The sequence below is a fragment of the Jeotgalibacillus sp. ET6 genome (assembly GCF_029667115.1).
In the GTDB taxonomy this organism is placed as follows: domain Bacteria; phylum Bacillota; class Bacilli; order Bacillales; family Jeotgalibacillaceae; genus Jeotgalibacillus.
On record NZ_JARUIU010000001.1, the window covers coordinates 271,302 to 294,985 of the forward strand.

The following is a 23,684-nucleotide window of genomic DNA, read 5'->3' on the forward strand; positions in this document are numbered from 1 at the left end:
TAAAAGGAAATGAAAGGAGGCCGCATGAATGTCGGAGTACAGAGAAATTATTACAAAGTCCGTCGTGGCCAAGGGCCGAAAATTCACGCAATCCCATCACACCATTCACCCGCCCCATCGTCCAACAAGTATTTTAGGCTGTTGGATCATCAACCATAAATATGAAGCCAAAAAAGTGGGGAAAAAGGTTGAGGTCTACGGCACATTTGATGTTAACGTCTGGTATTCGCATCACGACAACACCAAAACCTCAGTAGTCATTGAGAACGTCTCGTATAAAGATACGATCAAGCTGAAATACAGAGATCCGGATTATTATGACGACAATGAAATTATCGCACGAGTTCTGCAACAGCCGAATTGCCTTGAAGCCTCTATCTCGGATTGTGGAAGTAAGGTTATCGTACAAGTTGAACGGGAAATAGTGGTTGAATGCGTAGGGGAAACAAAAATGTGTGTCATTTTCCACCGTGACGGCATGGAAGATGATTGGGACCATGATATTGACGATGACGAGATCGATGAAATCAAAACAGATTTCTTAGGTTTTGAAGATTCAAAAAGGCACTAAATCAGGTGAGCTATCACCTGATTTTTTTTATTTTGTAAAGAAGAATGGGACAAAATTCAAAATGAGGTAGTATTCATTAATCATTAATCGTATGAGGTGAGAGGAGGAGAAGTTGGTAACTCCGTGCAGGAGGTAACGGAAGGCTGAAGCTTTACAGAGGTTTGTCAAAAAAGGTTCAGCTCCTTTACTGACCAAAGAGTCCGCTATAGTCCAGCTAAACTGGCTAAAGTTTTGTTCCCAGCTCTTTTAAATTCCTAATGGCGTTCTTTTCTTCAGGTTTTCACCTGGCGTTTAAGTGATACATATAACGTATATGGAAGGAGAAATTATTATGTTAAAAAGCAGTATGTTCCTTTTTATTGCAGCATTCTTTATTATTTCATTTGCAGTGCTGGTGCTGATTCATTATTCGGTTCAATTTAAAATTGCTCCCATGCTGCAGCCATTGTTAACGGTATTGCTTGGTCTTTTATCAGGCTTTATGGTAATCACATTATTTTCTCTCGACTTCGGTTTATTTGCCGTTATTATATTGCTTATTGGCATAGGAATATCTTTTTTTTCGTTTTGGTTCGCCAAAGCAGTCATTAAATCTCCTCCTGTTTAATTTGCAGATTACCCTTTCATAAATTGGCGGGATGAGTTTAAATGGCTGGATATGCTATACTGATAGCATGATATTTGAAGAGATCGGAGAGACCATTCACATATGAAAACTTACACACCAATGATTCAGCAATATCTTAAAATAAAGGCAGAAGTACCGGATGCCTTTTTATTTTTTCGTCTTGGAGATTTTTACGAGATGTTCTTTGATGATGCCCTGCGTGCGGCGAGAGAACTTGAAATTACGCTGACAGCCCGTGATGGTGGAGTTGAAGAAAAGATTCCAATGTGCGGAGTACCCCATCATTCAGCTTCAGGGTACATAGAACAGTTAATTGAAAAAGGGTTTAAAGTAGCGATTTGTGAGCAGACCGAAGATCCAAAACTAACCAAAGGAGTGGTCAAGAGGGAAATCGTCCAGATGATTACGCCGGGTACCGTTATGGAATCAAAGAGTTTGCTTGAAAAGGAAAATCACTATCTTGCTGCAATAACCGGGTTTAAAGATGGGTCGTTCAGCATTGCCTATCTTGATCTTACAACGGGTGAATCAAAAGTTACGATGATTGAAACGGCAATAGAAGCGGTTAATGAGTTAGTTAATATTAAACCGAGAGAAGTGGTTTTAGCTCCTGACGAAGATCCCTTAATAGAAAAAGGCCTCAAAGAGAGAAATATCCATTCATTATCTAGTATGGAAAGCTGTCATAGAGAAGCTTCTTTTGATTCCGTTCTAAAAGAACTAAAACAGGAAAAGCTGGTTATAAGTATGTGCCGCCTGCTTCATTATGTATCATCAACGCAAAAGCGTTCACTTGATCATCTGCAGGCTGCCTCCTCGTACCAGATTGATTCATATTTAAGAATGGATCCAAATTCAAAACGAAATCTCGAGCTTTCGGAGACGATCAGGGGCAACGGCAAAAAAGGTTCCCTTGTATGGCTGCTTGATGAAACCATGACAGCTATGGGGGCAAGGATGCTAAGGCGATGGATTGACCGGCCGCTGGTAAAAACTAAACAGATAAATGAACGGTTATCGATCGTTCAGGGACTGATGGATTCCTATTTTGAAAGAGAATCGCTGAGAGAATCTTTAAAAGAAGTGTATGATCTTGAACGTCTTGCAGGAAGAGTAGCTTTTGGCAATGTAAGTCCCAGAGACCTTGTGCAGTTAAAGAAATCCCTGCAGCAGGTTCCGGTAATTAAAGAAACGCTCCGCGAAATGGATCATGCAGAAAGTGTAGAGTTAGCTCAGACACTGGATCCTTGTACAGAGCTTTTAGCGATCCTGGAGTCTTCCATTATGGAACAGCCGCCGCTTACGATAAAAGAAGGCAACTTTATTAAAGACGGTTTTAATGACGATCTGGATCAATTTCGTGATGCAAGCAGAAACGGTAAGACCTGGATTGCTGAATTGGAGCAGAAAGAACGGAAAAAAACTGGTATACGTTCATTGAAAATCGGCTATAACCGGATTTTTGGCTACTATATTGAAATTACAAAAGCTAATTTGGGAGCTTTGCAGGACGGTATGTATGAACGAAGACAAACGTTAACGAATGCAGAGAGATTCATTACACCAGAATTAAAAGAAAAAGAAGAGCTTATTCTTCAGGCGCAGGAGCGTTCGATAGAGCTGGAATATAGGTTGTTTCTCGAAATTAGAGAGACTGTAAAAAAAGAGATTCCAAGACTTCAGAAGCTTGCACTTGAAATTAGCCGTCTTGATGTATTGCAATGCTTTGCTACAATCAGTGAAAATAGACACTATGTGAGGCCATCTTTTAATACTGAAAGAAAAATTGACATTATTGACGGCAGACATCCCGTTGTGGAAAAAGTAATGGATGCCCAGGAATATGTTCCAAATGACTGCGAAATGAATCCGGATTGTGAAATGCTGTTAATCACGGGACCTAATATGTCAGGTAAGAGCACATACATGCGTCAGGTTGCACTGACAGCAATACTTGCTCAGATTGGCTGCTATGTACCTGCTGCTCAAGCAAATCTGCCTATTTTTGACCGGATCTTTACCAGGATTGGTGCAGCAGATGATCTTGTTTCAGGACAAAGTACTTTTATGGTAGAGATGCTTGAAGCGCAGCATGCCATTGCCAACGCAACACAGGACAGCTTAATATTGTTCGATGAAATCGGACGCGGGACTTCGACGTATGATGGCATGGCGCTGGCTCAGGCCATTATTGAACATGTCCATAATCATATAGGTGCCAAAACGCTGTTTTCCACCCATTATCATGAACTGGTGGATTTATCCCATCAACTGCACAGCCTGACGAATGTTCATGTTGCAGCTGCAGAACAAGATGGACATGTTGTCTTTTTGCATAAAATAAAACAAGGTCCAGCAGATAAAAGTTACGGTATTCATGTAGCTCAATTAGCTGATCTTCCGGATACACTCATAAACCGGGCGAATGAACTGCTTGCAGGGTTTGAAGCCGTCCCTAATCCAAAAAAGGAAACGGTAATCAAGGAAGAGCAGGAAATAGGACAGCTGTCATTATTCAAAGAGCCAAAAAACAAAAAAGGCAAAAAAATAAATAGTGTGCAGCACGAGATTTTAAAGTTAAACGTACTCGAAATGACGCCGCTTGAGGCCTTGAATGAACTTTATCGTGTGCAAAAAGTTGCTAAAAACTTAGTGGAAAAATAGATCGGCTGTAAAGGAGGCTGAAAGCTAATGGGGAACATACGTCAGCTGGATGAAGCACTTGCCAATAAAATAGCAGCTGGAGAAGTAGTGGAACGTCCGGCATCAGTAGTAAAAGAACTCGTTGAAAATGCTGTGGATGCAAAAGCAACAATAATTGAACTGGATCTTGAAGAAGCTGGTTTGTCTTCGATCCGCATTAGGGATAATGGAGCGGGCATCGATAATGACGAAGTGCTCCTTGCTTTTTCCCGGCATGCCACGAGTAAGATTAAAAATGAACATGACTTATTTCGAATTCGTACGCTTGGTTTTAGAGGAGAAGCTCTGCCAAGTATTTCATCTGTCTCTAAAATTGAAATCAATACGTCTACAGGAGGCATGGGGACGTTCATTAAAATGCAAGGCGGAGAAGTAATTGAACAAATGCCGGCTTCTTCCAGACAGGGTACGGATATTTTGGTCTCAGAACTGTTTTATAATACACCGGCAAGATTAAAATATTTAAAAACCGTACACACAGAACTCGGTAATGTGACAGATATAGTGAATCGAATCGCGTTATCACATCCCGAAATTTCCTTCAGATTGCGCCATAACGGTAAAACGCTACTTCAAACGAACGGCAAAGGCGATGTCAGGCAGGTTATTGCCGCAATATATGGAATGAATATAGCCAAAAAAATGCTTACTTTTGAAAGTGAATCTCTTGATTTCCAGGTAAGCGGGTATGCCGCTCTACCTGAAATCACACGTGCTTCCAGAAATTACATTTCCATTCTTGTTAATGGACGTTTTATCCGTAATTATGCGATAACTCGCGCCATTCAAGCAGGCTATCATACCCTTTTGCCGATCGGCCGTTTTCCAATTGTTTTGCTTTCAATTAAAATGGATCCACTGCTTGTGGATGTAAATGTTCATCCCTCCAAGCAGGAAGTGCGATTCAGCAAAGAAGCTGAACTGATTCAGCTTATAACGGACACATTAAAAAAACTTTTTCAAACGAAGTCACTTATTCCAAGTGGTGAATCTGATAAACCAAAGAAAAAGATCCCATCTTCTGAGCAAACGGCTTTTTCCTTTCACGAACCTTCCCAGCAGCTGCCAGACAGGAGTTATGAGCGTCCTTTGCCTGATGAAAGCAGTCAGCGGGATACGATGACAGAAGACCGAATCAGGGAATCACAGCCCGTAATTTCAAGTGCTGAATCAGTTGCTCCTGAACATGACATTAAACAGGATACAGCTGAAAAAGAGATACCCGCAACACATTTAAATGAGTTACCGCAAAAAGATCAACAAATGAAACCGAGGGTTCCGCATCTTGACCCGATCGGCCAAATGCACGGAACATATATTTTGGCACAGAATGAAGAAGGTTTGTTTATCATTGATCAACACGCTGCACAGGAAAGAATCAAATATGAATATTTTAAGAAGAAAGTTGGTATTGTACAATCAGAGCTTCAGGATTTGTTAGTTCCTTTAGTTTTGGAGTTTTCAACAGATGAGCGCATAAAAATACAGGAATACAAACAAGATTTGGAAGCTGTCGGAGTGTTTCTTGAAGAATTCGGCGGCAACGGCTTTATTGTCAGAGGATATCCTACATGGTTTCCGACTGGAGATGAGAAGAACATTATTGAAGAAATGATAGATGAGCTCCTTCAAATGAAAAAAGTTGATGTCGGGAAACTGAGAGAAGAAGCGGCCATACTTATGAGCTGCAAAGGGTCTATCAAAGCCAACCATTACTTGCGGAGAGAAGATATGCAGCAGCTGCTGACGGATTTAAGAAAAACAGAAGATCCTTTTACTTGTCCGCACGGAAGGCCCATTATCATTCATTATTCCACCTATGAAATGGAAAAAATGTTTAAGCGGGTTATGTAAAAGGCGGGAAATCACTCAATGTATGGGACAGTAGACAGTTCCGGATGCAAAAGGCTGAGATGCCTTTGTTTTCTTTGCGTTTTCCTGGTAAAAGAGGCGGCTTCTTTACAATAAAACAAGTAATGACATGCTTATACTATTCATATATTGGGTAAATAATATACAAACTGAATATTAATAGAGGGGGCAGTTCATGCTATTCACTGCAGGAATGATTAGAAAGCTAACTGTTTTGTTCATTTTTCTGGCCGTTTCTTCTACTGCTGTTTATTATGCTGCCTCCAGTCATGTTAATCGTTTTACTTCAGCGTTTTTAATTTTATCCATCGTTTCATTCTTTGTATTAATAATACTGGGAATATCTTCAATTGTCCGCTCCATAAAGCCGGATCACAAAAATGAATATTTATGATGCGGTTCTCTAAAGCCGCTTTTTAACTGAAGGACGATATTTCTGTAAATTAACCCACTTTTAAAATTGCTTAACTGATCACTTTTGCAATGAAAAAAGTGATCCTGGAGGAGGAAAAATTATGCCTTTTGAGGGGCAGCAGATTTTACCGGCTATCCGGTCTATGAAGGACTTTGATAAAATGCTCAAATTTTCCTTCCGCTATGGAGTGTTTTTGGATTTGCATGTCAATATGTTGAAAAGTGTATTTGATTATGCCCGTTCAGAGGGAAAAGAAATGTTTTTACATATGGATTTAATACAAGGTCTGGCAAATGATGAGTATGCCTGCGAATTTATCTGCCAGACAATCAAACCTTATGGCATTATTTCAACAAGGAGCAATGTAATTAAAAAAGCGCGCCAGTTAAATGTAAAGGCCATTCAGCGAACATTTGTAATCGATTCCAATGCTCTTTTAAGAAGTGTTCAGCTGATTCAAAAAACAGATCCTGATTATATTGAACTTCTTCCAGGGGTGGTGCCGAAAGTAATTGAGAGAATAAGAGAGAAAACCGGAAAGCCTATCATTGCGGGAGGTCTGATCGATACACCTCTTGAAGTTGAACAGGCAATATCTGCTGGAGCATGTGCCATAACCACTTCTTCTCAGCAATTATGGGACTATTTTTCTAAGTAGTTTACTATAAAAGTTGTTGACAGCGTTTTCAAAACTTGTTAAGGTGTAGACAAGTTAATGATGCGTGAAGAGACGAAGAGACTCACATGTACTTTTACACCTGCAAAGGAAAAAGTCTGTGAGTCTCTTTATTTTTCCCGTTTCAAATCTATCAACTGGAGGAATAATATGAGTACATTTATTGCTGAAATGATAGGTACTGCAATACTCATCGTTTTTGGAGCAGGGGTTGTGGCCAATGTAAACCTGAAAAAATCTCTTGCATTTGACGGCGGTTGGATTGTGGTTGCATTCGGCTGGGGTCTTGGAGTGGCTATGGCTGTTTATGCAGTAGGACAGTTTAGCGGAGGGCATTTAAATCCAGCGGTGACGCTTGGTCTTGCATTTAACGGGGATTTTGAATGGTCTGGCGTCCCGGCTTATATTATTGCTCAAATGATTGGAGCAATCATCGGTGCTGTGATCATATGGCTTCATTTTCTTCCTCACTGGAAGGTCACAGAAGAGCCGGAAACAAAGCTTGGTGTTTTTTCTACCGGTCCTGCCATTCCGCATTTTTTCTCTAATTTGCTTAGTGAAGTCATTGGGACATTTATTCTTGTTCTTGGGATTCTATCAATTGGAGCAAATGAGTTCACAGAAGGACTAAACCCTTTTATCGTCGGAATGCTGATTGTAGCAATAGGCCTTTCATTAGGTGGAACCACCGGATATGCAATCAACCCGGCGAGAGATTTGGGGCCAAGAATTGCTCACTTTTTCCTTCCGATTTCAGGAAAAGGAAATTCCAACTGGGGGTATTCATGGGTGCCTGTATTAGGCCCGGTTTTAGGAGGCTCTTTGGCCGGTGTGTTTTATAAAACCATTTTTACAGGTGAACACACAATTTGGCTATGGATTGTTTTACTTGTTACCATTGGTTGTTTGTTGCTAGCTTTGCTAGTTGATAAGAAAGAAACGCAAAGTGAAAAAAATGAGCAGTTATCTGCTAAGGGGGACTCAGAAAATGGAGACGTACATTTTATCGCTGGATCAAGGAACGACTAGCTCAAGAGCCATTTTATTCAACAAAAAAGGTGAAATAGTTAAAATCGCGCAAAAGGAATTTCAGCAGATTTTTCCTAAACCGGGCTGGGTAGAGCACAATGCCAATGAAATCTGGGGTTCAGTGCTATCGGTAATAGCATCTGTATTGTCAGAATCTGGCGTTTCTGCTAAACAAATTGAAGCGATCGGTATTACAAATCAGCGTGAAACGGCGGTAGTGTGGGATAAGGATACTGGTGTACCAGTACATAATGCAATCGTATGGCAATCCCGTCAGACCGCAGAAATCTGTGAAGAACTAAAGCAAAAAGGGTTGAATGATACATTCAGAGATAAGACCGGATTGCTGATTGATCCATATTTTTCAGGAACTAAAGTTAAATGGATTCTCGATCATGTAGATGGGGCAAGAGAAAAGGCGGAAAATGGACAGCTGATGTTTGGAACGATTGACACATGGCTGATCTGGAAACTTTCCGGAGGAGAGGCCCATGTAACCGATTACTCCAATGCTTCACGAACACTTATGTATAATATTTATGATTTAAAATGGGACGATGAACTTTTAGAAATTCTTGGAGTGCCAGCATCTATGCTGCCTGAAGTAAAACCTTCATCAGAAGTTTATGGAAAGACAGTCGGCTATCACTTTTTTGGAGAAGAAATCCCGATTGCCGGAGCAGCAGGAGATCAGCAGGCAGCACTTTTTGGACAGGCCTGTTATGAAGAAGGTATGGCAAAAAACACTTACGGCACAGGATGCTTTATGCTGATGAACACGGGTGAAAAAGCGGTTGTTTCTGAACATGGATTATTGACGACGCTTGCTTGGGGAATAGACGGCAAAGTAGAGTACGCCCTCGAAGGCAGTATTTTTGTAGCGGGGTCCGCGGTTCAATGGCTGCGAGATGGAATGAGGATGTTGAAAACAGCCCCTGCGAGTGAGGATTACGCAAGTCGTGTAGAATCAACAGAAGGAGTGTATGTCGTTCCTGCCTTTGTTGGGCTGGGTACACCTTATTGGGACAGTGATGTAAGAGGAGCAGTATTTGGTTTAACAAGAGGAACTTCCAAAGAACATTTTATTCGTGCCACTCTTGAATCTCTTGCTTATCAGACTAAAGATGTACTTGATGCAATGGAGAAAGATTCCGGCATTAAACTTAACAGGCTCCGTGTCGATGGCGGAATGGTTAAAAATGACTTCCTGATGCAGTTCCAAAGCGACATGCTTCGCGTTCCGGTTGAGCGTCCTGTAATTAGTGAAACGACAGCGCTTGGAGCAGCTTATCTTGCCGGACTGGCAGTAGGCTATTGGGGAAGCAGAAAAGAAATCGATGATATGTGGAAAATCGAAAAGGATTTTGATCCCGATCTTGAAAATGAGCAGAGTGAAGAGCTTTACGCCGGCTGGCAAAAAGCAGTTAAAGCAGCTATGGCTTTTAAATAAAAACTGCTTATGGTATAGTGTAAACAAGTTAATAATTGGGTAGAGATGTAGAGAGGCCTGAATTCATTATGAATAAAACTGTTCATAATGATTTTGGGTCTCTCTTTTTCTATTCACTGGGTAATTCATACTGCAATCAGGAAATTTAAGGAGGATATATATAATGACAAATTTTTCAAGTGTAAATAGAGAAGATCAATTAGTAAAATTAAGCAGGGATTTGTATGATGTGATCGTTATTGGCGGAGGAATCACGGGTGCAGGAATAGCTTTAGATGCTGCTTCAAGGGGAATGAAAGTAGCTGTAATTGAAATGCAAGATTTCGCTGGAGGAACTTCAAGCAGATCTACAAAGCTTGTGCACGGCGGCCTTCGTTACCTAAAACAGTTTGAAGTTAAATTAGTTGCAGAGGTTGGGAAAGAGCGTGAGATTGTGTATGAAAACGCAGCTCACGTTACAACGCCTGAATGGATGCTTCTGCCAATTCATAAAGGGGGGACCTTCGGGAAATTCAGTACATCTGTTGGCCTTCGGGTTTATGATTATCTTGCTGGAGTAAAAAAGCAGGAACGCAGAAAGATGCTGAGTGCGAATGAAACCACAAAAAAAGAGCCGCTGATTAGAAAAGACGGTCTTAAAGGCGGCGGATATTACGTAGAATATCGTACGGATGATGCAAGGCTTACGCTCGAAATTATTAAAAAAGCTGCTGAATATGGCGTGGATTTCATCAATTATGTGAAAGCAGACCGATTTATTTACGATAATAAAAAAATTACCGGCATTGAAGCAATTGATCAAGTTTCTGGAAAAGCCTTTACCATTAAAGGGAGAAAAACAGTAAATGCAGCAGGGCCTTGGGTAGATGATGTGCGGGATAAAGATTATTCCAAAAATGCGAAACAGCTGAAATTAACAAAAGGAGTCCATCTTGTACTGGACCAATCGGTGTTTCCTTTAAAGCAAGCGATTTATTTTGACACGCCGGATGGCAGAATGATGTTTGCGATTCCCCGAAATGGCAAAGCTTATGTAGGAACAACTGATACATTTTATGATAATTCCAAAGATACTGCGAATCCTAAGATGACAGAAGAAGACCGTTCATATATACTGGACGCCATTCATTACATGTTTCCTGAAGTAAATGTTTCTGCAGAAGACGTGGAAAGCAGCTGGGCTGGAGTACGGCCGCTCATTTATGTTGAAGGGAAAGACCCTTCTGAAATATCCAGAAAAGATGAAGTATGGGAGCATGACAGCGGCCTTATTTCAATTGCAGGAGGTAAATTAACCGGATACCGCAAAATGTCAGAGCATGTAGTAGATCTTGTTTCAAAAAGGCTGCACAAAGAAACTGGAAAACAGTTCGGAAAATGTATAACCGTTAATCTTCCATTATCAGGTGCTGATTTTGGAGGCTCAAAAAATTATACCGCCTTTGTTAAAAATAAAGCAGAAGAAGCAGTTCAATACGGATTAACTAGAGAAGAAGGAAAACAGCTTGCAGCTTTTTACGGCACAAATGTTGATAAGTTATTTTCTCTTGCTCATGCTGCAAGCGGAATGAATTTTGATGCACCGATGACACCGGCAGTTTATGCTGAAGTGGTCTATGCTATTCAAGAAGAGATGACCGTTAAACCGGTGGATTTCTTTATCAGAAGAACTGGCAGGTTGTATTTTGATATAGATTGGGTGAAAATGTATCAGGAACCTGTTATGCAGCTTATGAAAAACTTATTAAAATGGGATGATGAAACGTATCATGCTTATCAGGCTGAGCTTGAAAAAGACATTCATGATGCGATCATTCCGTTTAATCTATCTGCAAAATCCTAGACGGGGGTGCTTTTGGTTGGAAGGGTCTTACTTTCGAACATCTGATGGTATTGAAGTGTATTTGAAAAAGTGGATGACTGATTCAGAACAGATTAAGGGTGTTGTTCAGCTGGTCCACGGTATGGTGGAACATATTTCACGATATGATGAATTCGCCCGGTTTCTGAACCAAAACGGCTATCATGTAATCGGTCATGATCAAAGGGGCCATGGAAAAACGGCTTCCCGAAACGGAAAATTGGGGTATCTTGGTGACGGCGATGGATTTTTACGGCTCGTTCATGATGTAAAAGATGTGAATGCATGGATCAATCAGGAATTCTCTCTCCCGGTGTTTATAATTGGGCACAGTATGGGGTCATTTGTTGTAAGAAGAAGTATTCAGATCTTTCCATCTTTAACCAAAGGCGTTGTTTTGATTGGAACTGCAGGCCCAAGCGGGGTAATGGGAGAAGTGGGTAAGGGGATTGCAGCGGCTGCTTCTTTCCTGACTTCTCCAGCATCTCCTGGAAATATATTGACGAAGTTAACATTTGGTTCATATAATAACCGTTTTAGTCCCTGTAAAACAGATCTTGATTGGCTGAGCAGGGATCATACGGAAGTGGAGCGCTATCAGGAAGACCCGCTGTGCGGATTTACCTGCTCTCATAAATTTTACGTCGACTTATTTAACGGATTAACCTTGATTCACCGGAAAAGTGAGCTTAAAAAGATGTCACCTTCTGTTCGGGTTTTCTTAATCAGCGGTGCAGTAGATCCGGTGGGGAATGATGGCAAAGGAGTTTTTTCAGTTGCCAGGCAGCTTCAAAAAGCAGGTGTTGAAGACGTTGAGGTAAAGTTGTACGATGAAGGAAGACATGAATTATTGAAAGAAACAAATCGCATGGTGATATTTCAAGATATCTTAACCAAAGTAGAGAGCTGGGGAAACTAAAATGGTTCATTGAATCATGCTTATGACAATACAGCATTTATAAGTGAAAGATGGGTAGCAGATGGATAAGAATCTCAATGTAATTGCAATCGTTGGACCTACCGCAGTGGGGAAAACAGAGCTGAGTATAGCAGCAGCTAAAGAATTCGACGGGGAAATCATCAATGGTGACTCAATGCAGATCTATAAAAAACTATCGATCGGTACTGCTAAAATCACCAGGGAGGAAATGCAAGGCATTCCACATCACTTATTGGATTTCAAAGAGCCTGACGAATCTTTTTCAGCTGCTGAATTTCAGCGGCTGGTCAGACAAAAAATTGAAGAGATTTCTTCAAGAGGCAAACGCCCTGTTATCGTAGGGGGAACCGGACTGTATATTCAGTCTGTTTTGTTTGATTATCAATTTTCAAGTGAAGGCAAAAACATAGAAATTAGAAACAACCTTGAAAAAGATGCATCTATAAATGGAATTTTATCTTTATATGAAAAGTTAAAGAAGCTGGACCCTGCATCTGCTGAAGATATTCATCCAAATAATGAGCGCAGAGTCATTAGAGCGCTCGAGATTATTTATACGACAGGGAAAACGCCTGCGGAATGGAAAGCAGATCAAAAAGTGCAGCCGCTTTACAATCACTCAATTATTGGTTTGACGATGGAAAGAGAACGGTTATATGAGCGGATCAATGACCGGGTTGATAAGATGCTGAAAGCCGGGCTGATCGAAGAAGTAAAAGAATTACACCAGGCTGGAATACGCGGCGTCCAATCCGTTCAGGCGATCGGTTATAAAGAATTATACAGCTACCTGGATGGAGAAATTAACTTAGATCAGGCAGTTGACCTTTTAAAGCAGAATTCAAGAAGGTACGCCAAAAGGCAGCTCACATGGTTTCGTAACAAAATGGACATTGACTGGTTTGATCTTACGGAACAGGCTGATGAAAAAAAAGAGAAGATTATGCGGTTTTTAGCAGGAAAATAGGCGTACATAGAGAATACTAGATACTAGAGACCAGTGGAGGAGGCTTTTGATGAAACAGGCCATAAATATTCAGGATCAAATCCTTAATCAGCTTCGAAAAGACGCTGCTTTTGTAACGGTATTTCTTTTAAACGGATTTCAAATTCGCGGCCAGGTAAAAGCGTTTGACAATTTTACTGTTCTGCTAGAATCCGATGGAAAACAGCAGCTCGTTTATAAGCATGCAATTTCTACATTTGTTCCTTCCAAGTCAGTAAAAATCCAAACTGCAGAAACAGAAAAGTAAGTGTTCCTAAAGGAGCACTTTTTTCTTTGCTCTTTTTTAAAGAGTACAAACATATAGTGAAGAAGAATGGGTTAAAGAGTGGGGTGAACAGAGTGACCCGCCAGATCAGCAGTGAGAGAAAAAATCAAATAAAATTGATTATTCAGTCAGAAGCTGAAAGGACGACCGAAAAACCGATTGATCCTCCGCTTCATCCTATCTGGGCAAACATAGAAAAAGAATTTTCCCAGCTTGTCGGTTTGGAGGAAGTAAAGGAAATGATTAAGCATATCGTAGCGTGGAGCATTGTGAACCAGAAAAGAAAAGAACTGGGACTGAAATCTGACCATCATGCTCTTCATATGCTATTCAGGGGAAATCCGGGAACCGGGAAAACCACCGTTGCCAGGATCATGGCTAAGCAGCTATGTGAACTGAATATTTTATCAAAAGGTCACTTGATTGAAGTAGAACGAGCGGATCTTGTAGGTGAATACATCGGCCACACCGCGAATAAAACGAGGGAATTAGTAAAGAAATCAATGGGGGGCATTCTTTTTGTTGATGAAGCTTATTCATTGGCAAGAGGAGGGGAAAAAGATTTTGGACGGGAAGCTATAGATACACTCGTTAAGCATATGGAAGATAAAAAAGATGATTTTATCCTCATTCTAGCCGGTTACGGTGCAGAAATGGACAATTTTCTCAGATTAAATCCCGGTTTGCGTGGAAGATTTCCACATGTAGTTACGTTCCCGGACTATACAGTAGATGAACTAATGGAGATCGCGAAAAAATTTTGCAGAGAAAAAGAATTTGTTTTAACCGGAGCAGCAGCAGACCGAGTGGGAATGTATATAAAAAAAACATCATCAAGTCAGCAGTCTACTGTTAAAGACAATGGGAGATTTATTAGAAACACCATTGAATCCATTATAAGGGCACAAGCAGTTAGGCTTCTAAAAAATCAAAGCTTTACCAGACAGGACTTAATGATGGTGACAGAAAAGGATGTCATGGTCGCATTAAAAGAGAAAGAATAGAAAAACCTGCACATCAGCATGTGCAGGTTTCAGCTCGTTGCCTTATATTGCAGCTTCAATCCGTAAAAAGAAGTTAGTGATCACTTATAGCGTGAAGTTTTCTAAAGGGTAGTCTCCAGTTGTAAAGATAGGAGAACACTCTTAACGAAGTTGTAGCAGTGAAAAGAGCATATAAATGCCAGGGATCAGTTGCGATGCCGAGTCCTACAACTCCCCCAGCCAAAATTGCCCATACGGCATAAATTTCAGATCTTAGGACAAGCGGTTTTCTTCCCGCCAGCAGGTCCCTGACTATGCCGCCTCCGCTTCCGGTTAAAACAGCGGCAACGATCACAGCGCTAAGTGGATGTCCCATCTCAACAGCATAAAGGGCTCCCTGAATCGCAAAAGCAGAAAGACCCATCGCATCAAAGAAATTCCCCCATCGTCTCCAATGTTTCAGCAAGTTATTTGGAAATAGGAATACAGCAGTGATGGACAGCAAGGCAATTTGAAAAAACACCCCCTGCTCCCATAAAGCAGAGACAGGCACTCCAATCAGCAAATTCCGAATAGCTCCTCCTCCAAAAGCAGTTACAATTCCTAATATATAAACCCCTAAAATATCATACTCTTCTTCCATAGCAATGATCGCACCTGAAATAGCAAATGCCACAGTGCCTATTATACTTAATACTTCCCAGGTCATCGTTTTCACCCGGCCTTTCTAATACAAATAAAACCTTCACGATTGTACCATGTTCAAGCTGAAATTAAACGTTTTTTCTTTTATTTATTTGGGAATTATAAATGGATGGGATTAGTTTAGGGAATACGCTAAAAGGCTCTTACCCAATCGATTGAAAAAAAGAGCAGACAGCCGTACTTATGGTAAGATAAATAAGATTGAGATGAAAGCGGGGATGTAATTGACAGATCAAAACTATAGTAAAGAAAGAGCAATATTAGTAGGGGTGCAGCTTAACCAAAGTGACAGACATATTCAACAGTCCCTGCAGGAATTACAAGCACTGACTGAAACAGCGAAGGGCGAAGTGATTTCCATTCTGACACAGAACAGGGACCGGATTCATTCTGGTACTTATATAGGCAAGGGAAAGGTGGAAGAACTTCAGGCGTTAGAAGAAGAGTTTGAGCCTGATGTCATAATATTTAATAGTGAACTTTCCCCCAGCCAAAATCGAAACTTGTCAAAAGTGCTAAGTGCCAGAATTATCGATAGAACTCAGCTTATTTTAGATATTTTTGCCCAAAGAGCAAGATCAAGAGAAGGAAAGCTTCAGGTGCAGCTGGCTCAGCTTGAATATATGCTGCCAAGGCTGGGAGGCCAAGGCATTGAACTCTCCAGACTCGGGGGAGGAATTGGTACCAGAGGACCCGGAGAAACAAAACTGGAAACGGACCGCAGACATATAAGAAATGAAATTGCGGAAGTGAAAAGACAATTAAATCAAGTGGTTAAACACCGCGAACAGTACAGGGAACGCAGGAGAAAAAATAACGTATTTCAAATTGCTCTGGTGGGGTACACCAATGCCGGCAAATCCACCTTATTCAACCGTCTTGCTGAAGCGGATTCTTTTGAAGAAAATCAGCTTTTTGCAACGCTTGATCCGATGACGCGAAAGCTGCTGCTGCCAAGCGGCTATTCCGTTCTCATGACTGACACGGTTGGTTTCATTCAGGATCTGCCGACTACACTGATTGCTTCTTTTCGATCTACACTTGAGGAAGTAAATGAAGCAGATATGCTGCTTCATATAGTGGATGCTTCCCATCCGGACTATGTTGAACATGAAAAAACAGTTCATAAGCTCTTTAAAGAACTGAAGATGGATCATATTCCAACAATGACGGTTTACAATAAAAAAGATGAAGTTTGGAATCAATTCACGGCTTCTCCAAATCAAAACTGGATGCTGATTTCAGCTTTGGATTTGAACGATATAGAAAAGCTGAAAGAGAAAATTGAAGAGGCGATGATCGAATTAATGATCCCTTTTGAAATGAATCTTTCATCAAATGAAGGCGGCCTCCTTGCGAAGTTCAAAAGGGAAGCGGTTATTAAAGAACTGACCTTTGAAGAAGATAAAGAAGAATACAAACTGTCAGGGTTTATTCCAAAGCATTCACCTATTGAAGGTCTATTAAAAGAGCACAATTTGAGAGATCGTTGAGTAAGCGAGCCAACAGTTATTAACTTAGAGGAGTATGAAATGACATCTTATCTGAAAAATCAAGAGGAACTAACCCCTCTTATTAATAGAGCAGTACAAAAGATTGCAGCGATTCACAGGCAGTTTGAAAGCACAGCAGAAGAAAATCAATATCGAGTACTGTCTGCCTTCAAGGAGTATCAAATAAGCGACAGTCATTTTACCCCTTCAACCGGGTATGGATATGATGATCAGGGAAGAGAGCGTCTTGAACAGGTTTATGCGAAGGTGTTTGGAGCTGAGGCAGGTTTGGTAAGACCCCAAATTATATCAGGTACACACGCTATTTCTATTGCCCTCTTCGGTGTTTTGCGGCCTGGTGATGAATTGCTTTATATTACAGGAAAGCCTTACGACACTCTTGAAGAAATTGTGGGGTTAAGAGGCAGCGGGAACGGGTCACTAATAGAATTTAATATAGGGTATAATCATGTAGATCTGCAAGAAGACGGCTCCATAAATTTGGATAAGATCCTTGAAGCGATTAATCCTGCGACGAAAATGATTGGTATTCAGCGTTCAAAAGGCTATGCAATGCGGCCTTCCTTCCGTATAGAAGAGATCAAATCAATGATTGAACAAATAAAGAGCCATTACCCTTCTATTATCGCTTTCGTTGATAATTGTTATGGAGAATTTGTGGAAGAGCGTGAACCTGCTCACGTCGGTGCTGATCTTATGGCAGGATCGTTAATCAAAAATCCTGGTGGAGGAATAGCCAAAACAGGGGGCTACATCGTTGGGCGGGAGGATCTTGTTACGAAATGCTCCTACCGGATGACCTCACCGGGAATTGGGGCGGAAGCTGGAGCCAGTTTGTATTCCCTCCAGGAGATGTATCAGGGCTTTTTTATGGCGCCGCACGTCGTTTCTCAAGCCCTCAAAGGTGCTGTCTTCACTTCAGCTTTACTGGAAGAGGCAGGAATGAAAACGGTCCCTCACTGGTCAGAGCCAAGAACTGATTTAATTCAGGCAGTGGAATTTGGGGACAGGGACCGGATGATTGCATTTTGTCAAGCTATTCAAGCAGCTTCACCGGTCAATGCACATTTCACCCCCTACCCAAGCTATATGCCCGGCTATGCAGACGATGTCATTATGGCTGCAGGGACATTCATCCAGGGCGCAAGTATCGAATTATCTGCAGATGGGCCCCTAAGACCTCCTTATGCTGCGTATATTCAAGGCGGTCTAACCTATGAACATGTCAAAATTGCCATAACTTCTGCTTTAGATGAAATTTATGAAAAAGGGTCGATTAAACTCGGTTAATAATCATTCATTCATGCTTTTAGCCGACGGTTGTTTAAAAGAAAGCAATCTAAAGACAAATCTATGATTGAATTTATTTAGAAATAATAAGAGGAGTGGCTCCCGGATCCCCATTTTCAATAAGATGGGGGGGGCAAAAACATTACTTAGAAATGATAGCAGGTAAAAGTAGCTCTTGAAGAGGCTGGGACAAAACTCAAGAAGTTTAAAAAATGAGGATCTATTTATTACTAGTAGTAGGTGAGCGGAGCGGAAGGTGGCGACTCCTGCAGGATATGACGGCAAGCTGAGACCCCGCAAGGCAAAGCCTTGAGGAGGGCTCAGCGCCGTCCCTGCGGAAAGCGTCCGCCTGAAGCGCAGTGAACCGGTCGTAGGGCTTGAGACACTTTTGTCCCAGGCTCATTTAAATTAAAAATAATAATTAATCATTTTAATGCATAAAAAAAGAAAAGTGGGGAATGTAAGAAGTGTTCTTAAAAAAAGGAGATTTTGATGTAAGAAAACCTAACATGTTATTGACACCTTTTATTCCATGCGATAAGATTGACTTGTCGATAGGGAAACGAAAGGGGATTAACTAATGGGAGGCAGTGAAATTCGACGGACGATGCCATTATTTCCAATTGGCATTGTGATGCAGTTAGCGGACTTATCAGCTCGCCAGATTCGTTACTATGAAGAGCACGAGCTCATTGCGCCCGCTCGAACAGAAGGGAATCGCCGATTATTTTCGCTAAACGACATTGATAGACTTTTAGAAATAAAAGATCTATTAGAACAAGGCATCAATATGGCAGGAATAAAAAAAATTCTTGCTGTAAGTCAAAAGGAACCAGCTGAAAGGGATACCGTAGCGAAAAAACCGGAATTGACTGATGATGAATTGAGAACATTACTTAAAAAAGAAATGCTCAGTCCAGGAAAAATCAGCCGATCAAGTCTTCGCGCAGGCGATCTGTCACGCTTTTTCCGATAGCCATATCAATTACATAAAACAGGAGGAATTTAACCAATGAGTAAATTTTCACGTGAAGACATTCTTCGATTAGCGAAAGAACAAAACGTAAATTTTATCCGCCTTCAATTTACTGACATCCTCGGTACAATTAAAAATGTTGAAATTCCTGTAAGCCAGCTCGAAAAAGCGTTAGACAATAAAATGATGTTTGATGGTTCATCAATTGAAGGATTTGTTCGTATTGAAGAGTCTGATATGAATCTTTATCCAGACCTTGATACATGGGTAGTATTTCCATGGACAGCTGGTGACGGAAAAGTTGCCCGTCTGATTTGTGATATATATAATCCAGATGGAACCCCATTTGAAGGAGACCCGCGTAATAACCTGAAGCGCGTCCTTAAGGAAATGGAAGAGCTTGGATTCACTGATTTCAACCTGGGGCCTGAGCCTGAATTCTTCCTTTTTAAGCTTGATGTAAACGGAAATCCTACATTGGAACTGAATGATAAAGGTGGATATTTTGACCTTGCACCAACTGACCTTGGCGAAAACTGCCGCCGTGATATCGTAATCGAGCTTGAGGCAATGGGCTACGAAATTGAAGCTTCTCACCATGAAGTAGCTCCTGGGCAGCATGAAATTGATTTTAAATATGCAGATGCCATCTCTGCCTGCGACGATATTCAGACGTTTAAATTGGTTGTTAAGACGATTGCCAGAAAGCACGGTCTGCATGCAACGTTTATGCCAAAACCATTGTTTGGAGTAAACGGATCAGGAATGCACTGTAACATGTCATTGTTTAAAGAAGGTGTGAATTCTTTCTTTGACGAAAATGGAGCGCTGCAGCTTAGTGATACAGCCCGTCAATTTATGGCTGGAACGCTAAAACACGCATCCGCATTTACAGCAGTAACAAATCCTACAGTTAACTCATACAAGCGTCTAGTACCAGGCTACGAAGCCCCTTGCTATATTGCATGGTCTGCACGTAACCGCAGCCCTTTGATCCGGATCCCTGCATCCCGCGGATTAAGCACACGTGTTGAAGTACGTTCAGTTGACCCTGCAGCAAACCCTTATCTTGCTATGGCTGTTTTATTAAGTGCCGGCCTTGATGGCATCAAAAATCAGCTTACACCACCAAATGCGATTGACCGCAACATCTATGTGATGGACAAAGATGAGAGAGAAGAAGCAGGAATCAAAGACCTTCCAGGTACATTATTCGCTGCTCTGGAAGAACTTAAAAAAGATGAAGTCATCATCAACGCTCTTGGCGGACACATTTTCGAGCACTTCGTTGAAGCGAAAGAGATCGAATGGGATATGTTCCGTACGCAAGTGCACCCATGGGAGCGGGAGCAGTATTTAGAAATGTACTAATTTCACAAAAAACCCCCTTAAGCTCAGGCTTAAGGGGGTTTTTGTACATTCAGACTTTTTTAAAAATTGATTATTAATCCATAAAAATCCCCTTTCCGACACTGAGGTCACAAAGAGGATTCCATAGGGTGGTTCATTAAATTAATTCTGTGAATTAGGCTTTACTCCTGAATTTTGGGCGGGAAGTTTTGGCTTTGCTTTTCAGATCTTTATTGCGCTCCTGACTGACAGCATCCTGTGCAAACTTACGTCTTGCTTCTGCGAAAAGCGTACGCATAAGAAATCCTCCTCGTATCACCCTATGGTAATTGTTTACACGTAAATCCGATGAAATAAACTTATAATATAAAAAAATGTTTATCTGTAAAATGACGAGCGTTTAGTTGATACTCTCTTTCTGGCTCCGGATGCTGCTCTGTAACCCCCTGGATAAATCCTGCCTGATGTTACGCCCATTTTATTGTGGAGTTCTTCAATGGTTGTAACTTCCTCACGGCTGCCTATTTCTAAAACTATTTTTGCTGAAGCACGTGCATCATCGAGTGCCTGGTGATGCTTCAGTGGAATGTTAAGCATGTCTGCAATGGAAGACAGCCTGTAGCTATGAAGGGAAGGAAATGCTTTTTTAGCGAGTATATAAGAACATCCATAGTCAATTGTTGGGTAGCTGCCATACATAGCGTCCAGGCTTGCCCGAAGGACACCCATATCAAAGCTGGCATTGTGCGCAATAACCACTTTGTTTTCAAGCTGCTCCTTTAAAGCTGGCCAATATTCTGAGAAAGTAGGAGCAGATTGAACATCTTTTTCATATATACCGTGTATGCTGCAATTGATTGAATCAAACCTCTGTACAGGATTTATCAAAGAATAATATTCATTTGTAATAATGCCATTCGTAACCTCTACAACCCCTACAGAACATACACTGCTGCGGCTTCGATTGGCAGTTTCAAAATCCAGCGCTGTGAAATTCACCTTTAATAACCTCCATAGATAAGTATATGTAGAATTAAATGCATAGATAAAGGACAAGCTTCATAAGCTTGAAAAAGAAAAAAACCGGAAATTTACCCGGTTTTAGAATATCAGTGAACCTGTCTGTATACCCCGATTACTTTTCCTAAAATGCTGACTGAATTTAGTATAATCGGAGCCATTGATGAATTTTCCGGCTGAAGACGGACATGATTCTGCTCTTTAAAAAACCGTTTCACTGTAGCTTCTTCTTCATCGGTCATTGCAACGACTATTTCGCCATTGTTTGCGGATTGCTGCTGTTTAACGATAACGTAATCACCGTTCAAGATACCTGCTTCAATCATAGAGTCCCCCATGATTTCAAGCATAAAAACTGCTTCTTCATTTGCAGCAAGCCGCTCGGGCAGCGGGAAATATTCTTCGACATTTTCGATTGCTGTAATCGGCGAACCGGCAGTAACTTTACCGACGAGAGGAACGTTTACCACGCGCTGCGTTGGAATCGTATCTTCATCTAAATTCATTACTTCAATTGCTCTTGGTTTAGTAGGATCTCTTCTTATCAGACCTTTATTTTCCAGTCGGGCAAGATGGCCATGGACGGTTGAACTTGATGCAAGTCCAACTGCCAGTCCGATTTCACGGACGGAGGGTGGATATCCCTTGTCTTTAACTTCTCTTTTTATAAAGTCGAGTATGTCCAATTGTCTTTTTGATAGTTTTTTCATACAGCCGTCCCTCTTTTCATTATCCAATTCTTACCTATATTATATCATGATTTTTATAAAAATACAAACATAAGTTCGAATTTTTAACTTGACCCGTACAAATGTTCGGTTTATACTAAAAACAACAAATACGAACAAATATTCGGTCTGGGAGGCAGAACAATGTCGAAACTGATAGAAAAATATTCTTTCGTTATTTTATTTATTGTTTTATCCTTTATTTTTGGTCTTTACTTAACATTTTCAGCTGAGGATAATCAGGACAGCAGCCTGGTTGAAATAAAAGTACAGCAGGGAGATACATTATGGGGGCTTTCACAGGAATACGGTAACAGCCTTTCATTATCAGAAAAGGAATTTATTGAATGGGTGACTTCAGAAAATAAACTTTCTTCACATCTTATAAAAGAAGGGGACACACTTGTGCTTCCTGTACAATCTGAAGATTATTACACTGAAGATGGTATTCAACTCGCATCAGAGGACTAATAATTCGTTGTATTAAAGGGGATTTACGAAATGAAAGTCATTGTGTACTGCCGTGTGAGCACTGAAAAAGAATCACAGGAGACCTCATTGAACCGTCAGGAAGAAGAGCTTGCATCGCTTGCTCAAAGAAACGGTTTTGAGATAATTGAGACCATTAAGGAACAAGCCAGCGGCTACGATCTTGAAAGAGATGGAGTATTTTATTTACTTGAGTTAATCAAACAGCAGGATATTACTGGTCTTCTTATACAGGATGAAACCCGGATAGGGAGAGGGAATGCGAAAATTGCTCTTATCCACACCTTAATAAAAGAAGGAGTTACCATTTATTCTGTCAGTCATGATGGAGAGCTTCAGCTATCTGAGTCTGATACGATGATTTTGCAGATTGTCAGTATGGTCGAGGAACACCAGAGAAAGCTTCACAATCTTAAGATTAAAAGGGGGATGAAGCGGGCAGTTGAAAAAGGATTTCGTCCGGAAAAAAACCTTAAAAATCGTGGTAACAAAGATGGCCGGGATAAAATACCTGTTCCTGTAGAAGAAATTGTCCGATTAAGAAAAAACGGGCTTACTTTTCATGATATAGCTGCTACTTTGAGGGGACTTGGGCATGATGTTTCAAAAGCGACTGTGCATCGAAGGTACAGAGAGCTGATTTCATTAAAGGAAGCGGAAGAATAAAACAGGATTCTTGATAATCCTTTCACTTTTATGTAAGATTGAAATAATTTGATCTACAGAGCGAAAGGATGGCAGTAATGTTACCTAAAGAAAAGTTGGACCGTATTAATTTTTTATCGAACAAAGCAAAAAAGGATTCTTTGTCCGAAAAAGAATTAGCTGAGCAAAAGGAATTACGTCAAGAGTACCTTAAAGCTTTCAGAGGAACAATGAAGGATACCATTGAGAACGTAAAGGTTATCGATCCTGAAGGCAAAGATGTAACCCCTCAGAAAGTAAAGGACTTGAAGAATAAAAAAAGATTGCATTAAATATGAATTTCTAATTTAATGCCGCCAAATTTATGAAGGTATTGACTAAATTAAAAGACTTACAGCAGGCAAAAACCGGCTGTAAGTTTTTTTGTATAGAATTTTCGGTTAGTCTTCAAATTATACCTTACGGCTATACTGTTTAAATCGCAGGAGGTACGATTCAGAGCAAAGTTTTCTCCTTTTTTTGAAAATGCATAGTAAGATGTTTGTACATCTCGAAAATTTTGCGTACA

At 40.8% G+C, this 23,684-nt stretch carries 24 protein-coding genes; 20 read left to right on the forward strand and 4 right to left on the reverse strand.

Annotation, left to right across the window (positions count from 1 at the left end; genetic code table 11):
• Window positions 1–28 precede the first annotated feature (28 nt).
• The 13 genes from cotE to P6709_RS01385 all read left to right on the forward strand — a co-directional run bounded on the left by cotE (window position 29) and on the right by P6709_RS01385 (window position 14,420).
• Window positions 29–571 carry an outer spore coat protein CotE gene (gene cotE, locus P6709_RS01325; RefSeq protein WP_278239080.1) on the forward strand — a complete coding sequence of 181 codons (543 nt, stop codon included), beginning with the start codon at window positions 29–31 and terminating at the stop codon, window positions 569–571.
• 331 nt (window positions 572–902) lie between these two features.
• Window positions 903–1,178 (forward strand): hypothetical protein, encoded by a 276-nt coding sequence (locus tag P6709_RS01330; protein WP_278239081.1) that lies wholly within the window; start codon window positions 903–905, stop codon window positions 1,176–1,178.
• Window positions 1,179–1,280: 102 nt separating this feature from the next.
• Window positions 1,281–3,863, forward strand: a complete 2,583-nt coding sequence (gene mutS, locus P6709_RS01335; protein WP_278239082.1) for a DNA mismatch repair protein MutS — start codon at window positions 1,281–1,283, stop codon at window positions 3,861–3,863.
• 27 nt (window positions 3,864–3,890) lie between these two features.
• A complete protein-coding gene (mutL, locus tag P6709_RS01340; RefSeq protein ID WP_278239083.1) occupies window positions 3,891–5,756 on the forward strand; it encodes a DNA mismatch repair endonuclease MutL in 1,866 nt (621 codons plus the stop codon).
• A 193-nt stretch (window positions 5,757–5,949) separates the two neighbouring features.
• On the forward strand, window positions 5,950–6,168 hold the full coding sequence (locus P6709_RS01345) for a hypothetical protein (RefSeq protein ID WP_278239084.1): 219 nt from the start codon (window positions 5,950–5,952) through the stop codon (window positions 6,166–6,168).
• 121 nt (window positions 6,169–6,289) lie between these two features.
• On the forward strand, window positions 6,290–6,847 hold the full coding sequence (locus P6709_RS01350) for a glycerol-3-phosphate responsive antiterminator (protein ID WP_278239085.1): 558 nt from the start codon (window positions 6,290–6,292) through the stop codon (window positions 6,845–6,847).
• Between the two features lie 168 nt (window positions 6,848–7,015).
• Entirely contained in the window at window positions 7,016–7,894 is an 879-nt protein-coding gene (locus P6709_RS01355) for an MIP/aquaporin family protein (protein ID WP_278239086.1), read from the forward strand.
• Window positions 7,854–9,344, forward strand: a complete 1,491-nt coding sequence (gene glpK, locus P6709_RS01360) for a glycerol kinase GlpK (RefSeq protein ID WP_278239087.1) — start codon at window positions 7,854–7,856, stop codon at window positions 9,342–9,344. Before P6709_RS01355 ends, glpK begins: the two co-directional genes overlap by 41 nt.
• 163 nt (window positions 9,345–9,507) lie before the next feature.
• On the forward strand, window positions 9,508–11,187 hold the full coding sequence (locus tag P6709_RS01365) for a glycerol-3-phosphate dehydrogenase/oxidase (RefSeq protein ID WP_278239088.1): 1,680 nt from the start codon (window positions 9,508–9,510) through the stop codon (window positions 11,185–11,187).
• A 16-nt stretch (window positions 11,188–11,203) separates the two neighbouring features.
• On the forward strand, window positions 11,204–12,124 hold the full coding sequence (locus tag P6709_RS01370; protein ID WP_278239089.1) for an alpha/beta fold hydrolase: 921 nt from the start codon (window positions 11,204–11,206) through the stop codon (window positions 12,122–12,124).
• A gap of 61 nt (window positions 12,125–12,185) precedes the next feature.
• Window positions 12,186–13,112, forward strand: coding sequence for a tRNA (adenosine(37)-N6)-dimethylallyltransferase MiaA (gene miaA, locus P6709_RS01375; protein WP_278239090.1), 927 nt, complete (start codon window positions 12,186–12,188; stop codon window positions 13,110–13,112).
• Window positions 13,113–13,161: 49 nt separating this feature from the next.
• Window positions 13,162–13,398 carry an RNA chaperone Hfq gene (gene hfq / locus P6709_RS01380; RefSeq protein WP_278239091.1) on the forward strand — a complete coding sequence of 79 codons (237 nt, stop codon included), beginning with the start codon at window positions 13,162–13,164 and terminating at the stop codon, window positions 13,396–13,398.
• A gap of 92 nt (window positions 13,399–13,490) precedes the next feature.
• Window positions 13,491–14,420, forward strand: a complete 930-nt coding sequence (locus P6709_RS01385) for an AAA family ATPase (RefSeq protein ID WP_278239092.1) — start codon at window positions 13,491–13,493, stop codon at window positions 14,418–14,420.
• A gap of 73 nt (window positions 14,421–14,493) precedes the next feature.
• Here P6709_RS01385 and P6709_RS01390 read toward each other — a convergent pair whose 3' ends face one another.
• Window positions 14,494–15,108 (reverse strand): trimeric intracellular cation channel family protein, encoded by a 615-nt coding sequence (locus P6709_RS01390; RefSeq protein ID WP_278239093.1) that lies wholly within the window; start codon window positions 15,106–15,108, stop codon window positions 14,494–14,496.
• Between the two features lie 220 nt (window positions 15,109–15,328).
• Between P6709_RS01390 and hflX the strand changes: the two genes are divergently transcribed.
• From hflX to glnA, 4 genes are all read left to right on the forward strand, one after another.
• The gene (gene hflX / locus P6709_RS01395; RefSeq protein WP_278239094.1) at window positions 15,329–16,597 is read left to right on the forward strand and encodes a GTPase HflX; all 1,269 of its coding nucleotides are present in this window, start codon (window positions 15,329–15,331) and stop codon (window positions 16,595–16,597) included.
• Between the two features lie 51 nt (window positions 16,598–16,648).
• Window positions 16,649–17,908: a methionine gamma-lyase family protein gene (locus tag P6709_RS01400; protein WP_442905295.1), complete on the forward strand. Its 1,260-nt coding sequence runs from the start codon at window positions 16,649–16,651 to the stop codon at window positions 17,906–17,908.
• Window positions 17,909–18,488: 580 nt separating this feature from the next.
• Window positions 18,489–18,884: a MerR family transcriptional regulator gene (locus P6709_RS01405; RefSeq protein WP_278239096.1), complete on the forward strand. Its 396-nt coding sequence runs from the start codon at window positions 18,489–18,491 to the stop codon at window positions 18,882–18,884.
• 36 nt (window positions 18,885–18,920) lie between these two features.
• The gene (gene glnA / locus P6709_RS01410) at window positions 18,921–20,255 is read left to right on the forward strand and encodes a type I glutamate--ammonia ligase (RefSeq protein ID WP_278239097.1); all 1,335 of its coding nucleotides are present in this window, start codon (window positions 18,921–18,923) and stop codon (window positions 20,253–20,255) included.
• 154 nt (window positions 20,256–20,409) lie between these two features.
• On the opposite strand, the gene P6709_RS01415 is transcribed toward glnA, so the two are convergent.
• From P6709_RS01415 to lexA, 3 genes are all read right to left on the reverse strand, one after another.
• Window positions 20,410–20,532: a hypothetical protein gene (locus P6709_RS01415; protein WP_278239098.1), complete on the reverse strand. Its 123-nt coding sequence runs from the start codon at window positions 20,530–20,532 to the stop codon at window positions 20,410–20,412.
• Window positions 20,533–20,612: 80 nt separating this feature from the next.
• A complete protein-coding gene (locus tag P6709_RS01420; RefSeq protein WP_278239099.1) occupies window positions 20,613–21,233 on the reverse strand; it encodes a 3'-5' exonuclease in 621 nt (206 codons plus the stop codon).
• A 110-nt stretch (window positions 21,234–21,343) separates the two neighbouring features.
• Window positions 21,344–21,964 carry a transcriptional repressor LexA gene (lexA, locus tag P6709_RS01425; RefSeq protein WP_278239100.1) on the reverse strand — a complete coding sequence of 207 codons (621 nt, stop codon included), beginning with the start codon at window positions 21,962–21,964 and terminating at the stop codon, window positions 21,344–21,346.
• Between the two features lie 162 nt (window positions 21,965–22,126).
• Between lexA and yneA the strand changes: the two genes are divergently transcribed.
• The 3 genes from yneA to P6709_RS01440 all read left to right on the forward strand — a co-directional run bounded on the left by yneA (window position 22,127) and on the right by P6709_RS01440 (window position 23,448).
• Entirely contained in the window at window positions 22,127–22,453 is a 327-nt protein-coding gene (gene yneA, locus P6709_RS01430) for a cell division suppressor protein YneA (protein ID WP_278239101.1), read from the forward strand.
• 30 nt (window positions 22,454–22,483) lie between these two features.
• Complete coding sequence (locus P6709_RS01435) at window positions 22,484–23,137, forward strand: YneB family resolvase-like protein (protein WP_278239102.1); 654 nt, start codon at window positions 22,484–22,486, stop codon at window positions 23,135–23,137.
• A gap of 77 nt (window positions 23,138–23,214) precedes the next feature.
• Window positions 23,215–23,448, forward strand: a complete 234-nt coding sequence (locus P6709_RS01440; protein ID WP_278239103.1) for a DUF896 domain-containing protein — start codon at window positions 23,215–23,217, stop codon at window positions 23,446–23,448.
• Window positions 23,449–23,684 lie beyond the last annotated feature (236 nt).

Bases quoted from the DNA above. Each gene is read 5' to 3' on its own strand.
- cotE (WP_278239080.1), top strand. From the start codon at position 29: ATGTCGGAGTACAGAGAAATTATTACAAAGTCCGTCGTGGCCAAGGGC.
- P6709_RS01330 (WP_278239081.1), top strand. From the start codon at position 903: ATGTTAAAAAGCAGTATGTTCCTTTTTATTGCAGCATTCTTTATTATT.
- mutS (WP_278239082.1), top strand. From the start codon at position 1,281: ATGAAAACTTACACACCAATGATTCAGCAATATCTTAAAATAAAGGCA.
- mutL (WP_278239083.1), top strand. From the start codon at position 3,891: ATGGGGAACATACGTCAGCTGGATGAAGCACTTGCCAATAAAATAGCA.
- P6709_RS01345 (WP_278239084.1), top strand. From the start codon at position 5,950: ATGCTATTCACTGCAGGAATGATTAGAAAGCTAACTGTTTTGTTCATT.
- P6709_RS01350 (WP_278239085.1), top strand. From the start codon at position 6,290: ATGCCTTTTGAGGGGCAGCAGATTTTACCGGCTATCCGGTCTATGAAG.
- P6709_RS01355 (WP_278239086.1), top strand. From the start codon at position 7,016: ATGAGTACATTTATTGCTGAAATGATAGGTACTGCAATACTCATCGTT.
- glpK (WP_278239087.1), top strand. From the start codon at position 7,854: ATGGAGACGTACATTTTATCGCTGGATCAAGGAACGACTAGCTCAAGA.
- P6709_RS01365 (WP_278239088.1), top strand. From the start codon at position 9,508: ATGACAAATTTTTCAAGTGTAAATAGAGAAGATCAATTAGTAAAATTA.
- miaA (WP_278239090.1), top strand. From the start codon at position 12,186: ATGGATAAGAATCTCAATGTAATTGCAATCGTTGGACCTACCGCAGTG.
- hfq (WP_278239091.1), top strand. From the start codon at position 13,162: ATGAAACAGGCCATAAATATTCAGGATCAAATCCTTAATCAGCTTCGA.
- P6709_RS01390 (WP_278239093.1), bottom strand. From the start codon at position 15,108: ATGACCTGGGAAGTATTAAGTATAATAGGCACTGTGGCATTTGCTATT.
- P6709_RS01405 (WP_278239096.1), top strand. From the start codon at position 18,489: ATGGGAGGCAGTGAAATTCGACGGACGATGCCATTATTTCCAATTGGC.
- glnA (WP_278239097.1), top strand. From the start codon at position 18,921: ATGAGTAAATTTTCACGTGAAGACATTCTTCGATTAGCGAAAGAACAA.
- P6709_RS01415 (WP_278239098.1), bottom strand. From the start codon at position 20,532: ATGCGTACGCTTTTCGCAGAAGCAAGACGTAAGTTTGCACAGGATGCT.
- lexA (WP_278239100.1), bottom strand. From the start codon at position 21,964: ATGAAAAAACTATCAAAAAGACAATTGGACATACTCGACTTTATAAAA.
- yneA (WP_278239101.1), top strand. From the start codon at position 22,127: ATGTCGAAACTGATAGAAAAATATTCTTTCGTTATTTTATTTATTGTT.
- P6709_RS01435 (WP_278239102.1), top strand. From the start codon at position 22,484: ATGAAAGTCATTGTGTACTGCCGTGTGAGCACTGAAAAAGAATCACAG.
- P6709_RS01440 (WP_278239103.1), top strand. From the start codon at position 23,215: ATGTTACCTAAAGAAAAGTTGGACCGTATTAATTTTTTATCGAACAAA.